The organism is Halomonas sp. LC1, from assembly GCF_030247125.1.
GTDB lineage: Bacteria > Pseudomonadota > Gammaproteobacteria > Pseudomonadales > Halomonadaceae > Vreelandella.
The window spans coordinates 234,157-248,634 of record NZ_JASSPG010000005.1 but is presented as its reverse complement, the minus strand read 5'-3'; the positions used below and the strand labels follow the sequence as shown (position 1 = coordinate 248,634).

The following is a 14,478-nucleotide window of genomic DNA, read 5'->3' as shown; positions in this document are numbered from 1 at the left end:
TAGCGCTTTTAGTCGCGCTTAAGCAGGGATGTGGCAAGTGCCACAAACATGCCGCCTGCGATGGGCAGAATGGCATCGTTAAAGTCGTAGCGTTCGTTATGTAGGTAAGCGCTGTCGCCGTTCCCCACAAAGAAGAAACACCCCGGTACTTCTTGCAGGTAAAACGCAAAATCTTCAGCCCCCATGGTGGGCATATAGTCCAGTTGCTGAATATCGGCGCTGACGCCTTGTTCGGCGGCAATCGCCAACACACGCTCCGACCAACCGGTATCGTTTACTAACGGAGGGATTTGGTGTTGATGCTCGAGCTGAAAACGAGCGCCGTGGGCGGAACACACCCCGTTAATGACCTGTTCCAGCTTGCCGACCAATGCAGCGCGGGAGCTTTCCCGGTCGCTGCGAATATTCACCAGCAGCTCTGCTTGGCCTGGGATCACATTGGCGGCGTCGCCCGCATGAAACGCCGCGACGGTAATCACGCCTGCTTCCAGTGGTGATTTATGGCGGCCCACTAGCCCTTGCAGCTGCTGCACGAGTGAAGCGCCTACATAGATCGGGTCTACCGCCAAATGCGGCATGGCCGCGTGGCCAGAGACGCCTTCAATGGTGATTTTGAAGGTGTCGTTACCGCCCATAGCGGGGCCGGGTTTGACGAACAACTGCCCTTCGGGAAAGCCAGGGCGGTTGTGGTAGCCAAAAATGGCGTCTACCTGTGGGTTTTGGAGTACACCCGCTTTCACCATCTCATCGGCCCCGTTGCCGCCTTCTTCGCCCGGCTGGAATAGCAGTTTGATATAGCCGCAAAGCTGGTCGCGCTTAGCAATAATGGCTTCAGCGGCGAGCAGCAGCGTCGCGGTGTGGCCATCGTGGCCGCAGGCATGCATCAGCCCTTCTCGTTGGGAGCGGTGCGCAAAACCGTTGGCTTCTTTGATGGGCAGCGCATCCATATCGGCCCGAAAGGCAATCACTGGGCCTTCGCGGCCGGTGTCCAGCTCGGCCAGTACGCCGGTCGTGGCAATGCCTTCTGTCACTTGATAGCCCAGCGCTTTCAGCCGCTCAGCCACTAGCTTAGCCGTATCGGCTTCCTCGAATTTTAGTTCTGGATTCTGGTGTAGCTGGTGGCGTACAGCCACCGCATCGCTGATTTGTTGTGAAGTGAAAAAGGGTGATGAACGCATGTCCTGTCCTTGCCGTTGTCTGTGTCGTTATGGGCGTAGGTAACGCTAAGCGACCTGGCGAGTAGGAACGAGTGCTTTGAAGGGCGAGTTTGTTGCTTTGAGAGCAACGTTGCCCAAAAGTCGTTTTGGTGATGTGGTTGACGTCCTGCTTTGAGAAGCGCAGACTGCCCTTCGTTGGTTAGCAAGTTGCACGTTGTCAGCTGTATCGAAGCATTTAGCGTTTGAGCCTGGTGAAAGTTTCTTGTTGTACCCAATGTCACTCGGGTATTTCCCGGCATTTCTTTCGCTACATCGAGGATTTCGATCATGGCAACTGGTACCGTCAAGTGGTTTAACGACGCAAAAGGCTTCGGCTTTATCTCTCCTGAAGCGGGCGGCGACGATCTGTTTGCTCACTTCTCCGAAATTAAGGCTGATGGCTTTAAATCCCTGCAAGATGGTCAAAAGGTGGCTTTTGATGTCACGCAAGGGCAAAAAGGCCTTCAGGCATCGAACATTCAAGTGATGGATTAATCACATAGATTGAATGTTAGCAGCCGGCTTAGCCGGTCAGCTTTAAAAACCCCGCTTATAGCGGGGTTTTTTGCGTTTGCGGTACCGACGATGACCGCCAAGGCTTACCTTCACAGGTAGGGTAGTGGTGGCAGTTTGCTAGGCAGCCTCGGCAGGGTAGGCGGTTCGCAGCGGGCGGCGCAGTAGAAGGCGTCGGGGTGGTCATGGTCATCGGTCTCTCGTATGAGTGTTGTTATGCGTCGCCAATCAGACACCTTTATCAGTAAAAACCCTGATCGACGTTGGTGGTAGAAGAGGATGAAGGAGGTGTGGCCTAGTCGGTATAAGCTTAGCGCTAAACGAGAACGAGGGTATAAATATTCCAAAATGCCGTTAACGCATTGATTTTTATGGTAGTAACGATAATGTCAAGAGGGTTTTATATTGCTTTTTAATATAAGTATTTTGTTTATTAGATGATTTTTATCGTTTTTCTTGTCGAAGAATATACATAGTAACCACAATTGACCTCTTGGGGTCTAAGTAAAATAATACCTATAACATATAAAAAATAGGACCAAAGTATGCCTTTCGTCCTTCTCCGTGTTCTCAATCAAAAAGAATATTCTCTGAGCGTCCATTGGCGTTAAGCCAATGAATGCCTCTGCTTAAACACACGTCTCTTCAAAGCGCAGGCGTGCTTGTCTATTGCCATAAACTTATGAAAGGGATCAGGGTGATGAGAAACATACGTATCCAGCACAGTTTAACGGCTGCCATGACACTATTGATTATTATGGTAATAGTCATTAGCGCGCTTGCGATTAACGCCTCGCGTAATAGTTTGAGTGATATTAATGAAATAGCTGAATTGAGTGCTGATCAAGTCAATTCGGCCAACCGTATGGAAGTCAACCTCATGGAGATGCGACTACGGCTGTCGCGCTTCGTGGATTACAGCACTGAGGGAAACCCTGAGGCCGCCACGGCGCTCGAACAAACCCACAATAGCCTGGAGCGGGCCGAGCAGCGGTTTGCCGAGCTGACGGCCTACGAGATTACCGAAGCGCAGCGTCGCTATCCTTACTTTACGGACGTCGTGGAACGTTTCAATGAACTGGTGACTACCTCGCTTAAAAATGCCGTGGCTGCTGGCAACGTCGCGCAACTGGCAGAAGAAGAGCGTCGCTTGGAGGCGGGCGCGGGTGCCATGACCGAAGCCACCCGTGCGTTTGCCCGTTTTGCAGAGCAGTTAGCCGAAGAGATGCAGAGTGAGGCTTCCACCGCGAGTCAACGCATCATCTGGACCGTCGTTGCGGTGTTAGTGCTGTCTCTGCTGCTGTTCGTGGGGCTGCAGGTGGGCTTGCGTCGTTTGATCGTTTCACCGCTACGTCGCGCCGTGACGATCTGTGAGCATATTTCTCAGGGTGACCTGACCAGCACGATTCATGACGAAGGTAATAACGAAGTAGGTCAGCTGTATCGCGCCATGAGTGCCATGCAGACCAAGCTCACCGATATGATGGTGACGCTGACACACACCAGCCAAATGGTGGCGAACAGCGCCCGCGAAATTGCCAGCGGTAGCGAAGATTTGGCTTCGCGTACCGAAGAACAGGCCAGCGCTCTCCAGGAAACCGCTTCCAGCATGGAGCAGATGTCCTCCACCGTTACCCATAACAACCAGACGGCTAGCTCGGCCAGCGAGCTCACCATGACGGCCTCACAGCGGGCAAGCCACGCCCGTGAAGAGGTGCTGCAAACCACGGCCCTCATGAGCGAAATGGAGCAACACTCCAAGCACGTGCAGGACATCATTCAAGTCATCGAAGGCATTGCCTTTCAAACCAATATTCTGGCGCTGAATGCTTCAGTAGAGGCGGCCCGCGCGGGCGAGCATGGCCGTGGGTTCGCGGTCGTGGCAGGTGAGGTGCGCAAGCTGGCCACCAAGACCTCGGAGTCGTCTGGGCAAATTCGCGGCATCATCGATGATATCGCCACGCGTATCAAAGAGGGCGCACAGCAATCTGCGCAGAGCGGCGAGGGAATCGAGAGCACCGTGGCCGCCGTGAAGCAGGTCAATGACCTTATGAAAGAGATCGCGCTGGCGGTGAATGAACAAGAAAGCGGCATTAATCAGGTCAGTACCGCCATTACCCAGATGGACTCTGCCACCCAGCAGAACGTATCGCTAGTGGAAGAGACCAGCACATCGGCGGCATCGTTACAGGAGGAAGCCGATCGGCTAGCGGCGTTGATCGCCACCTTCAAGCTCAGCACGACCGCGACTCAGCCGCGCCAGCAAGCGATGGCTCCTGCGGTTGCGTCAACGTCTGCACCGTCATCGGTACCCGCTGCTCGCCGGGCTGCGGCCACGGATGATTGGGAAACGTTCTAACACCTCAGACGCCGACATGACCTCTACGACGGCATGGCCGTCGTAGAGGCGTGGCGTATGGCTCGCCGTTCATTGCTGTCTGTTGTGAATGCCTTTTGTGATTTAGCACCGTGGATACGTTTGTGAAAATACCGTTCTTGGCCAGTACCAAGGAAAAATCTCTCACCTTTCTCACGCAGGCGGTGTCGTTGTACGCGAAGGCGCGCTATCACTCGCTGTTTACCTATCACCCAGATGGGATTTGCGAGCTGGACCGTGATGGCCGCATCGTACACAGCAATTTGGCGGCATCCCGCATCACCGGGAAAGCGGCGGACGAGTTGGCGGGGATGGCGTATCGTCGGCTGCTGCATCCAGAGTCCTTCGCGGTTGCGCAAGCGGCCTTTGAAGCCACGCTAAACGGCGAGCATCAGTATTACCAAGCGCTTTGCGTGGGTTGCCAAGAGCCCGTGCAGCTCGACATTAGCCACGTTCCCATCATCGCGGACGACCAGTTGATAGGGGTGTACGCGATCTTTCGCGACATTACCCAGCGCAAAAAAGATGAGAGCGAGCTGCGCCTGCTCAAGCGTGGGATCGAGGCAAGCCCTAACGGGGTGGTGATGGCCGATGCGACGCAGCCGCACTTGCCGCTGGTGTACGTAAATAGCGCGTTTACCGAGATTACCGACTATGCCGCTGACGAGGCGCTGGGGCGCAATTGCCGGTTTTTACAAGGCGAGGATACCAATAGAGAGGCCATCGAGACGATGCGGCGCGGCATCGCGCAGCATCAGGACGTTCAGGTGCTGCTACGTAACTACCGCCGGGATGGCAGCCTGTTTTTGAACCAGCTATCGGTCAGCCCGGTGTTCGACGAGCACGGCCTGTGCACACACTTCATCGGTATCCAGCAAGACATTACCCAGCAGCGCGATCAAGAAGCGCGGCTGGCCTATCAAGCCTCCCACGACCCGTTGACCGGGCTGCCGAACCTTGGGGCGCTGCAGGCACGCTTGGAGAACGGTTTTCAGCAGTGCCTCCAGCAGGCGCAGTCGATGGCGGTCCTGCATCTCGACCTCGACGATTTCAAACCGGTGAACGATGCCTTAGGGCACGGGATGGGAGATCTGCTGCTGAAAACGGTCGCGCAGCGCTTGCTGGACACCGTGCCAGCCGGTGCCCACGTGGCCCGCTTGTCCAGCGATGAGTTCGTCGTGCTAGTGGCTCCTTTCCAAAACGAGCACGACGTCATTGCGCTCGCGGGGCGGCTATTGACCGTCATTGCGCAGCCTTTCACGCTCTATCAGCACTGCTTGCACATCAGCGCCAGTATCGGCATTGCGTCGAACAAAGGTAGCGTGACGAAACCCCACGACCTCTTGCACCACGCCAGCCTTGCCATGGAAGACGCCAAACGTCAGGGGCGCAATACCTGGCAGTGGTACTGCGGTGACTCTATCGACAATATCGCCGAGCACGTCATCATTCGCCGTGAGCTGCAGGAGGCGATACAACAGCAGCAGTTCGAAGCGTACTACCAGCCCATCGTCGATGCGAACAGCGGCTGTGTGCGCAGCGTAGAGACGTTGATTCGCTGGCACCATCCCACCAAGGGGCTAGTCTCGCCTGCGCTGTTCATGCCCATCGCCGAGCAAACCGGGCAGATCATCGCCATCGGCCGTTGGGTGTTAGAGCGTGCCTGTCACGATATTGCCCAGCTGAATGCCACGCGAGAAACGCCGCTGGCCGTGGCGGTGAATATCTCCCCCATGCAGTTTCGCCGCAGCGGCTTTATGGATGAGATCAAAGCCGCCCTGGCTAACAGCGGTCTGCCGCCCGCCTTGCTGGAGCTGGAAGTGACCGAGGGGACGCTGATGTCGAATACCGAACAGGCGGTGGCGCTGTTGAACGATGTCCGCGACTTGGGCATCAGCGTGGCGTTGGATGACTTTGGAACGGGCTTCTCCAGTTTGAGCTACCTGCGTGATTTGCCGATCAGCAAGGTCAAGCTCGACCGGCTGTTCGTCAGTGGGATTGCCCAAAATGCTAAGAATGCCGCGATCGTTCAGGGGGTGATCACCATGGCGCACCACTTGGAACTGGCCGTGGTCGCCGAAGGCATCGAAACCAAAGAGGAGCAGCGCGACCTTCAGCAGCGCCAGTGCAACTTGCTGCAAGGGTACTATTTCTCCAAGCCGGTGCCGTTTGATGTATTGACCCAGCTACCGCCGGTGCTCAACCCGCCCTCACAACCCTAACGATCGCGCCAGTGCGCTGCTAAATGATATCGGCAGCGCGATATGACCTCCTAATAACAGTAATGAGAGCCCGCGTTTGCGACAGGCTCCAAGACAGGAAATACGCCAGTGTCACTGCGCCGCTTAACTACTCGCTTGCTGTTGGCCGTGAGCGTTCCGCTTATTTTAGTAACGGCCATGCTGTTGCCCGTGCTCCATGTGCACATGGAGACACGTGTCGAGAGCCTTCATACCGAGGCGCGAGCCGTGTTGAAGGCAGGCCAGGAAGCGTTGACGCGCGACATCAATGAAAGTCTGAACTCCGTGCTGGCCATTGCGGAAATGCCCGCGCTGCGGCACTACCTTGCCACACACAATGCGCCGCCACTGCTCGAGCCGGGCTATCCGCCAGGTGATCTGACCCAGCTCTCCCGTTTTCTGGATACCATCATCAGCCACCACCCGCGCTATACCAAACTGGTGCTGATCGACAATCAGGGCCATGAGGTGTTGCGCGCGCCACAGAGCGTGGCGCCTGGCGCCCATGTCAGCGGCCGCCGTCACCAGGAGATGGATTACTTTCAAGAAGCCAGCCAACTGCTGCCTAGAGATCTGTATCTCACCCCTCTCGGGCGAGACCTTCACTACGAACTGCTCGATGGCGAGATCATCCCCGTCGTGAACGTCTCGACCCCGGTGTTTGACGCGGCTGGGCGCCGTCAAGGAGTGGTGCTGCTCAGTCTCAACTGGCGGTATCTCACCAGCGGCCTGCAGCAGGCGATGCGGCTGGGGCACGAAGGTCATAGTCTGCTGGTGAATGCCCAGGGACAGTGGCTATTGAACAAAGCAGCGCTGCCCCAGGGAACGGCGCACTTTGGCGAGACGCTGGCGACATTGGCGCCCGACTACTGGCAGGCGATGGCACAACGCAGCGAAGGGTTCGTCAATGCGGATCGACAACTGCTCTATTTTCAGACAGAAGATATTCGCACCCAGCGCTATCGTAGCTTGGCAGGCAATATCTATAGCGAGCATGCGTACTACCCCTGGAAACTGGGGGTGCTGCTGCCCACCCCCTCTTGGACGTCGCTGATCGACGAAGAGACGACCGTGCTGTGGTTCTTACTGTTGATCTACGCGGTGGCGGTGGCGTTTGGCATGCTGTGGGCCATCAGCAGCCAGCGGCAGCGAACGCTGCGCCGGGCGGCTCAGCGGCACGCCATTGAAGTGAGCGATTTGTACGAAAACGCCCCCTGCGGCTACCACTCGTTGGATGATGCTGGGCGCGTGGTCAAGATGAATCGCACCGAGCTGGCCTGGCTAGGTTACTCGGCCGATGAAGTCCTCCAGCGCATGGCGTATCGTGAGCTCATCACACCCGAGACACGACCGGCATTCGATAAAGCGTTTCAAGACGTGCTGGAGCACCAGTCCGGTAGTGCAGAGTGCAGCCTGCTGACCCGCAGCGGTGAACAGCGCCATGTGATGATTCAAGCCTCTGCCTATCGTCGTGGTGGGCGGTTCGTGCACTCCCGGGCGACCGTGTTCGATCTGACCGAGCGTAAAAAGCTGGAAGAGAAGCTGCGCGAACAGGCCATGACCGACCCGCTCACCGGGGTGTTCAACCGTCGCTATCTTCAGGCCCAGGCAGCCATTGAGATCGCCCGTTCGCGTCGCCAGGACTATGCCATTGCGCTAGTGACGATTGATCTCGACCATTTCAAGCACATCAACGATGAGTATGGGCACGATGCCGGTGACGACGTACTGCAGGCGTTTACCCGCATCGTTTCCCGGTTACTGCGTCAAGAGGATCTGCTGTGCCGCGTGGGGGGCGAGGAGTTTGCCATCTTGCTGCCCACGACGCCGCTCTCTCAGGCCGTACAGGTGGCGGAACGTATTCGGCACACCGTGCAAACCACGCCCTTCTCCGTGCATGAAGGAGCGCTCGAGCGAACGCTATGGCTCACCGCCTCGCTAGGAGTAACGTCGGTATCGGTCGAGGAAACCTCGCTCAAAGCCGCGCTAAAGCGTGCCGATGTGGGGCTTTACCGAGCCAAAGAGTCGGGGCGCAACCGGGTCGAGGTCAACGATGACTGAGCGCGAGCGTTGAAAGTAGGCTGGCGTGCGAATAGTTCCCTGATGAAATAAAGCCTACACCGTCTTATGTTCCACTAAACTGCTCTTAACTTAAGTCTAAATCTCGGCGTGTCTTCGCTCATGCTTTAAACTATAAGCGTATTTAAGGGCTGATCAGTCAGCCGTGTTTTTAACGTCGACTCAGGGTTTTTATGTAGAGAATGACCTGATCCAATGTCGATAACGGTTAACCCAGCCAACGTACGCTCATGAACAATAAAAGCGGGCCAAGATATTCACTTTAGCAAGTACAGGGAGCGTTCTAACCGGCAGGGCGCGCCGCAAGATAGTCAGGTTTTGGGAGAAGTGCGCAATGAGTTCGCACAGCAGTGCTGGGGCAACGATTAGGGTCGTCGTCGTCAATGAAAGCGGCTTTATACGAGAAGGGCTGTGCCGTGTCCTCGAGCGTTTCCCACAGGTCGATGTCGTGGCCAGCGTGCCCTGCCCGCATCTGTTGGATGCCATTACGGCGGCGTTACCGGTCGATGTGGCCCTGATCGATGCCCAGTTTCCCAGTCAAACCAGCGTCGAGGTCATCAAGCGGCTGCGTAACGTTGGTTTGGATACGCGGGTGGTGATCATTTCCGTCAACCCAAGCGTTGACGAGGTCAAGCGCGTCTTTCAGTCAGGGGCTCACGGTTTTTTGCTGCGGGAGGCGGGCGTTGACGAGCTGGAAGTCGCCCTTCACGCTGCGGCTAAGGGGGAGATGTTTTTGTGTCCTACCATTTTGAAGCGGCTGTTTGGTCGCCCAGATGTCGGTACGCTGTTGCATAGAACCAGCGCATCGGCAAACGCTCCACAAACCCTTGATGCATTACACGACATGCTTGAAAAAGCGCTGCGCCTGGGCATCCTGGAATCGGAACGATAATCAGGGTTTTTGCTTATACTGCTTTGCAGGTCAGTGAGTTAACGTGCGGGTCAAATAAGCTTAGTTAGTTGCTTGTGGCGGGTTTTCCTTACGTTTGTGTGACGAGGTGTGCCGACGTTCGACCGGTACCAAGATAACAATGGACCCGTGCTTGCGAGGGGGTTCTACAGCAGGTTTTTACCTTGTCAAGGTTTTGGCATATTCCATGAAACGTTCAGATAATACGACTCGGATATTACTGGCCGATGAGCATCGGCTTGTGCGTTCCGCGATCAGTTCCTTGATTGAAACCTTCGACAAGATGACCGTGGTGGCAGAGGTCGGGTCTGAGCAACAATTGATAAGCGAAGTCGCCAACCAAGACATGGACGTGGCGCTCATCGACGCAGCCGTTGTGTCCTTGAAAGGGGTTGAACTGCTGGCACAGCTCACATCGCTGTGTCCCACGCTGCGCATCGTCATTCTCTCCAGCTACTCCAGCGATAGCTACATACACCGTCTTTTCGAAGCGGGCATATGCGGCCTCCTGCATAAGAACGCCGACGTGGCGGCGTTAGAGGCCGCCATTCAAAAGGCTGCCCGGGGCGAGCAGTTCATGCTGACGGCCATGGAGCCTGAGCATTTCGTTAGTGTGGCGTCATGGCTGGGCGTGAAGGCGCCCCATGACAATCCGCTCACCGCGCGCCAGTGTGAGGTGCTGCAGCTGGTGGCCCAAGGGTTTCGCAGCAAAGCGATTGCCGACCAGCTCAATGTCAGCATTAAAACCATCGAAACACATCGCGCCGACATCATGCGTCGCCTGGGCGTCCGTCACACGGCGGGCCTAGTGCACGAAGCCATTCGTTTGGGATTACTGGCGTCTCCTCACGATACCGGTGAGTCCGTCTAGGCGCGGGCAGTCACGTTTTCATGTAGGCCCTGCAGAAACGCCTGATGCCTGCTATGGTCAACGGCTGTTCCCTGCTGCCGAGTCCTCCCCATGAGTCACTCTTCTCGTCCGCGTGTTCTTCTTCGGCTGCTGCATTTTCTTCGCCCCTATCGCCTGCGCGTAGCGCTGGCGGGGGGCGCGCTATTGGTCGCGTCTGGTAGCGTGCTGTTGCTGGGCCATGGCCTGAGACGCGTCATCGATCAAGGCTTTCTCGCGGCCGATGCCCATGCGCTTGCCACGACGTTGGGGGTCCTGCTTGGCATCGTGGCGCTATTGGCGGCCGCCTCGGCGCTGCGTTACTACCAAGTCACTTGGATTGGGGAGCGATTAGCGGCGGATCTACGCCAGCGGGTGTTCGAGCATCTGCTCTCATTGGAGCCCAGCTTTTTCGAAAGCGCGAGCGACGGCCGTGCCGCCGGAGAGATCGCCTCGCGCCTGACGGCGGATACCAGTGTGCTGCAGAGCCTGTTTGGTTCATCGATCTCCTTGGCGTTGCGCAATGGCGTCATGCTGGTTGGCGCCGTGGTACTCATGTTGCTGACCCAGCCCTGGCTTTCTACGCTGGTGCTGGTGGGCATTCCCGCGACGCTGCTGCCCATCGTGTGGTATGGGCGGCGGGTGCGACGGCTCTCGCGCACCAGCCAGAACCACGTGGCGGAAGTAGGCCGCTACGCCGAAGAGGCGCTCAGCGGCTTGCCGACCGTGCAAGCGTTCACTCAGGAAGCCGGTGAGCGCCACCGCTACGGCCAGCGGGTCGAACAGGCGTTTGGCAGCGCCGTGGCGCGTACCCGCCAGCGGGCATGGCTGACCGGTGTGGCCATGCTGGTGGTATTCAGTGCTGTGGGGGTGATGCTGTGGCAGGGCGGTCTTGCGGTGCTGGAAGGCAGTATGAGCCCCGGTGAACTCTCCGCGTTCATCTTCTACGCCGTGCTAGCCGCTGGCGCGGTTGCGACGCTGGCCGAAGTGGCGGGCGATGTGCAGCGCGCCGCTGGCGCTGCCGAGCGTCTGCTGGAGCTGCTCGAGACGCCACCTACCATTCAGTCACCGGCGCAGCCGGTCACGCTGGCTCAGCCACTTCGAGGAGCGCTGACGCTTGCGCAGGTGCGCTTCACGTATCCTGGACGCTCTACGCCCGCGCTGGACGCGATCGATCTTCATATTCGACCTGGTGAGCGGGTCGCGGTGGTGGGCCCCTCCGGTGCGGGTAAAAGCACGTTGCTGGCACTGCTACTGCGTTTTTACGATCCTGATCAGGGGCACGTCATGCTGGATGGCGTGGATATTCGCACCTTGGCGCTGTCCGAGCTACGCGGTGCGCTGGGCTTGGTCGCTCAGTCGCCGGTACTGTTCAGTGGCACCGTGGCGGAGAACCTGCGCTACGGCTGCCCAGAAGCCACTGAAGCGCAGCTTCGCCTTGCCGCCCAAGACGCCAACGCGCTCGCGTTCATTGAGGCGCTGCCGCAAGGGTTCGATACGCCGCTGGGGCCGGGCGGGGTGCAGCTCTCGGGCGGTCAGCGTCAGCGGTTGGCTATTGCCCGTGCGCTGCTGAAAAACCCAGCGGTGCTGCTGTTGGATGAAGCCACCAGCGCGCTGGATGCAGAGAGCGAGCGATTGGTGCAGCGCGCGTTAGACCGGCTGATGCAGGGGCGAACCAGCATCGTGATTGCGCACCGTTTGGCAACGGTGGTGCATGCAGACCGTTTACTGGTCGTTCAAGAGGGGCGGCTGGTGGCGTCCGGCACGCACGCCTCGCTGATGGAGCGCAGTGATCTCTATCGTCACCTCGCGGCGCTGCAGTTCGGACAACACGCATGAGCGACACGCCACTGGCCACCATGACAGGCCAGCGGCCACGCACGGTACCTGATAGGGCAGTTGGATAGGGTAAGGAGAGGCGAGAAAATGCCATCAAGATATCGTCAACGAGGTGTTTGGCTGGGGCTGTGCTTAGGCCTACTGGGGTTGCTCGTCATTGGCAGTATGTGGACAAGCGGCGCGGCGGCGCTGCCGCATGTGCTGGCAGCGCTGACCGTTTTGATTCCGCTCACCCTGTTTGGCGTCGTGCTGAAAAGTCCTTGGCCGGCCGTCGGGGCACTGGCGCTGCTACTGGTCATTGACCTGACCCTACGCTGAGCGCTTCCGCAAGGTGAGCGGCGAAACGCCTACGCCTTTTTGGAGGCCGCGAGGGTGTAAAGGAACTCCAATCCCAGCGTGGCTGCCGCCAGCGAAGTAATATCGCCGTGGTCGTAGGCCGGGTTCACCTCCACCAAGTCCATGCCGACCAGCTCCATACCGACCATGCCGCGCATCACTTTCAGCATCAGGTCGGTGGACATGCCGCCGCATACCGGCGTGCCGGTGCCCGGTGCGAAGGCGGGGTCCAGGCCATCAATATCCAGCGTGACATACGCCGGGTGGTGACCCACTCGCGCACGAATCCGCTCCAGCACCGCCGCCGGGCCGTGGTCGTTCACCCAATCGGCATCCAGTACTTCGTAAGGATGGTTGCTCCGGTCATAGCTAGTGCGAATACCGATTTGCAGCGAGTGCTCCGGCACGACCAAGCCTTCCTGTAAGGCATGGTGGAAAATGGTGCCGTGGTCAAAGCGCGTGCCTTGCTCATAGGTATCGGTATGGGCATCGAAATGAATCAGTGCCAGCGGGCCGTGCTCACGGGCGTGAGCGCGCAGCAGCGGCAGGCTGATGTAGTGGTCACCGCCCAGCGTCAGCATTTTCTTACCCGCTTTCAGCCAGCGCATGGCGTGGGTTTCCAGGTTATCCACCAGGCTCTCCGGCTCGCCGTAGGCGTAATCCAGGTTGCCGGCATCGCACACCTGCAGGCGATCTTCCAGAGCAAAATCCCACGGCCAGCGCTTGCCTTCCCAAATCAGGTTGGCGGTGCTTTGGCGAATCGCGTTCGGCCCCATCCGCGTGCCAGAACGGCCAGAGCACGCCAGGTCGAACGGCACGCCGCTGACCACGACGTCGGCATCGGTGGCGTTGGGATCGGTGGCTTTGGGCACGCCCATAAACGTGGAGATAACGTCACCAAACAGGCTGGGCATGATCTGTGATGGGGTCACCTAGCGTGTGCTCCTATGGTTGACCGGCAAACGGGCGTTGAGTGGAAAGCGAGCGGATGGCTCGACGCAGCGCGACGATAAGGAATTTTTCGCGATGAATGAAATGAATGTTTAGAATGAAATCATTCATTGTATAAATAGTGAGGCGCTATGCGGTCGCTCCGCCACTTTGATCTGAATTTGCTGCTGGTCTTCGAGATGCTCATGCGTGAGCGACACGTCACTCGCGCTGCCGAAAAGCTTCACTTGAGCCAGCCAGCGCTCAGTCATTCGCTCAAACGCCTGCGTGACGCGCTAGACGACCCGCTATTGGTACGCACCGAGCAGGGCCTGCAGCCCACGCCCCGCGCCATGGCGCTGCTCCCCGTGGTGCAACAGGCATTGACGTCGTTACAGGCGGGGTTGGCACCGCCAGCCACCTTTGCCCCCGCGACCAGCACTCGGCACTTTACCCTGGCGACCACCGACTACTTCGAAGAGGTCATGTACCCGGCGTTTCTGAGCCAACTGTTGAGCTATGCCCCCGGGATTAGTTTTTCCATCGAGCTGATTACTCCCGACGTCCTCAGCGACGCGCTAGAACAGCGCCAAGTAGACATGGTGGTAGGGCTGGATCGCCAGTCATCGCTCCCTAGCGGCGTGGTGCAAACGCCCTGGATGCACGAAGAGCTGGTGTGTTTGGCGGCCCAGCACAATCCGCACGTGGGGGAAGCGCTGGAACTCGAGGCATTTGCCCGCCAGCTCCACGTAGAACTCGCCGATATCAGTGGTCTGCTGCCCAGCCGTATCGAGAGCTGTCTCGCCCAGCACGGATTGAGCCGCCGGGTGATCTCGAAAAACCTCAACTACATCGCCGCCGCACGGGTCGTGGCGCTGACCGACGCGATCATTACCTTGCCTCGCCAAATGGCCGATCGCTTCGTTGCCATGCTGCCCGTACGCATGGTGGCCCCACCGGACGAACTTCCCGAATTGACCATGACGCTGATCCAGCACAGCCTCTACGCCAATGCGCCTGCCAACGTATGGCTGTACGAAGAACTCACCGCCTTTGCCAACACCGTGCGCCGTTAAAGCACTCCCTTTTCCAGATCAACGTGTTGTAGATAAACAACGCAGTTGAAGCAAAGGTTGAATGGTCACTGGCAGGCTCGGCGTTAGATCCTAAAC

The 14,478-nt window shown here is 58.0% G+C and carries 11 protein-coding genes; 9 read left to right on the top strand and 2 right to left on the bottom strand.

Annotated features, from left to right (window positions below):
- Positions 1-8 precede the first annotated feature (8 nt).
- On the bottom strand, positions 9-1,178 hold the full coding sequence (locus tag QIT27_RS10100) for a M20 metallopeptidase family protein (protein WP_285263711.1): 1,170 nt from the start codon (positions 1,176-1,178) through the stop codon (positions 9-11).
- A 306-nt stretch (positions 1,179-1,484) separates the two neighbouring features.
- Between QIT27_RS10100 and QIT27_RS10095 the strand changes: the two genes are divergently transcribed.
- From QIT27_RS10095 to QIT27_RS10060, 8 genes are all read left to right on the top strand, one after another.
- On the top strand, positions 1,485-1,691 hold the full coding sequence (locus QIT27_RS10095; RefSeq protein ID WP_159343401.1) for a cold-shock protein: 207 nt from the start codon (positions 1,485-1,487) through the stop codon (positions 1,689-1,691).
- Positions 1,692-2,328: 637 nt separating this feature from the next.
- Positions 2,329-4,068 (top strand): methyl-accepting chemotaxis protein, encoded by a 1,740-nt coding sequence (locus QIT27_RS10090; protein WP_350338769.1) that lies wholly within the window; start codon positions 2,329-2,331, stop codon positions 4,066-4,068.
- A 122-nt stretch (positions 4,069-4,190) separates the two neighbouring features.
- On the top strand, positions 4,191-6,308 hold the full coding sequence (locus QIT27_RS10085) for a putative bifunctional diguanylate cyclase/phosphodiesterase (protein ID WP_285263709.1): 2,118 nt from the start codon (positions 4,191-4,193) through the stop codon (positions 6,306-6,308).
- Between the two features lie 108 nt (positions 6,309-6,416).
- Complete coding sequence (locus QIT27_RS10080) at positions 6,417-8,387, top strand: diguanylate cyclase (RefSeq protein ID WP_285263708.1); 1,971 nt, start codon at positions 6,417-6,419, stop codon at positions 8,385-8,387.
- Positions 8,388-8,739: 352 nt separating this feature from the next.
- Positions 8,740-9,297, top strand: coding sequence for a response regulator (locus QIT27_RS10075; protein ID WP_253018469.1), 558 nt, complete (start codon positions 8,740-8,742; stop codon positions 9,295-9,297).
- Between the two features lie 205 nt (positions 9,298-9,502).
- Positions 9,503-10,186 carry a LuxR C-terminal-related transcriptional regulator gene (locus tag QIT27_RS10070; RefSeq protein ID WP_159343396.1) on the top strand — a complete coding sequence of 228 codons (684 nt, stop codon included), beginning with the start codon at positions 9,503-9,505 and terminating at the stop codon, positions 10,184-10,186.
- Between the two features lie 90 nt (positions 10,187-10,276).
- On the top strand, positions 10,277-12,040 hold the full coding sequence (locus QIT27_RS10065; protein ID WP_285263707.1) for an ABC transporter transmembrane domain-containing protein: 1,764 nt from the start codon (positions 10,277-10,279) through the stop codon (positions 12,038-12,040).
- 87 nt (positions 12,041-12,127) lie between these two features.
- On the top strand, positions 12,128-12,358 hold the full coding sequence (locus QIT27_RS10060; protein ID WP_159343394.1) for a hypothetical protein: 231 nt from the start codon (positions 12,128-12,130) through the stop codon (positions 12,356-12,358).
- A 29-nt stretch (positions 12,359-12,387) separates the two neighbouring features.
- Here QIT27_RS10060 and speB read toward each other — a convergent pair whose 3' ends face one another.
- Positions 12,388-13,290, bottom strand: a complete 903-nt coding sequence (speB, locus tag QIT27_RS10055; RefSeq protein WP_285263771.1) for an agmatinase — start codon at positions 13,288-13,290, stop codon at positions 12,388-12,390.
- A gap of 168 nt (positions 13,291-13,458) precedes the next feature.
- On the opposite strand from speB, the gene QIT27_RS10050 reads away from it, so the two are divergent.
- Positions 13,459-14,382, top strand: a complete 924-nt coding sequence (locus QIT27_RS10050) for a LysR family transcriptional regulator (protein WP_285263706.1) — start codon at positions 13,459-13,461, stop codon at positions 14,380-14,382.
- Positions 14,383-14,478: the final 96 nt, after the last annotated feature.

Excerpts from the sequence above, each read along its gene's own strand:
- QIT27_RS10100 (WP_285263711.1), bottom strand. The coding sequence starts at position 1,178 with ATGCGTTCATCACCCTTTTTCACTTCACAACAAATCAGCGATGCGGTG.
- QIT27_RS10095 (WP_159343401.1), top strand. The coding sequence starts at position 1,485 with ATGGCAACTGGTACCGTCAAGTGGTTTAACGACGCAAAAGGCTTCGGC.
- QIT27_RS10090 (WP_350338769.1), top strand. The coding sequence starts at position 2,329 with ATGCCTCTGCTTAAACACACGTCTCTTCAAAGCGCAGGCGTGCTTGTC.
- QIT27_RS10075 (WP_253018469.1), top strand. The coding sequence starts at position 8,740 with ATGAGTTCGCACAGCAGTGCTGGGGCAACGATTAGGGTCGTCGTCGTC.
- QIT27_RS10070 (WP_159343396.1), top strand. The coding sequence starts at position 9,503 with ATGAAACGTTCAGATAATACGACTCGGATATTACTGGCCGATGAGCAT.
- QIT27_RS10065 (WP_285263707.1), top strand. The coding sequence starts at position 10,277 with ATGAGTCACTCTTCTCGTCCGCGTGTTCTTCTTCGGCTGCTGCATTTT.
- QIT27_RS10060 (WP_159343394.1), top strand. The coding sequence starts at position 12,128 with ATGCCATCAAGATATCGTCAACGAGGTGTTTGGCTGGGGCTGTGCTTA.
- speB (WP_285263771.1), bottom strand. The coding sequence starts at position 13,290 with ATGCCCAGCCTGTTTGGTGACGTTATCTCCACGTTTATGGGCGTGCCC.
- QIT27_RS10050 (WP_285263706.1), top strand. The coding sequence starts at position 13,459 with ATGCGGTCGCTCCGCCACTTTGATCTGAATTTGCTGCTGGTCTTCGAG.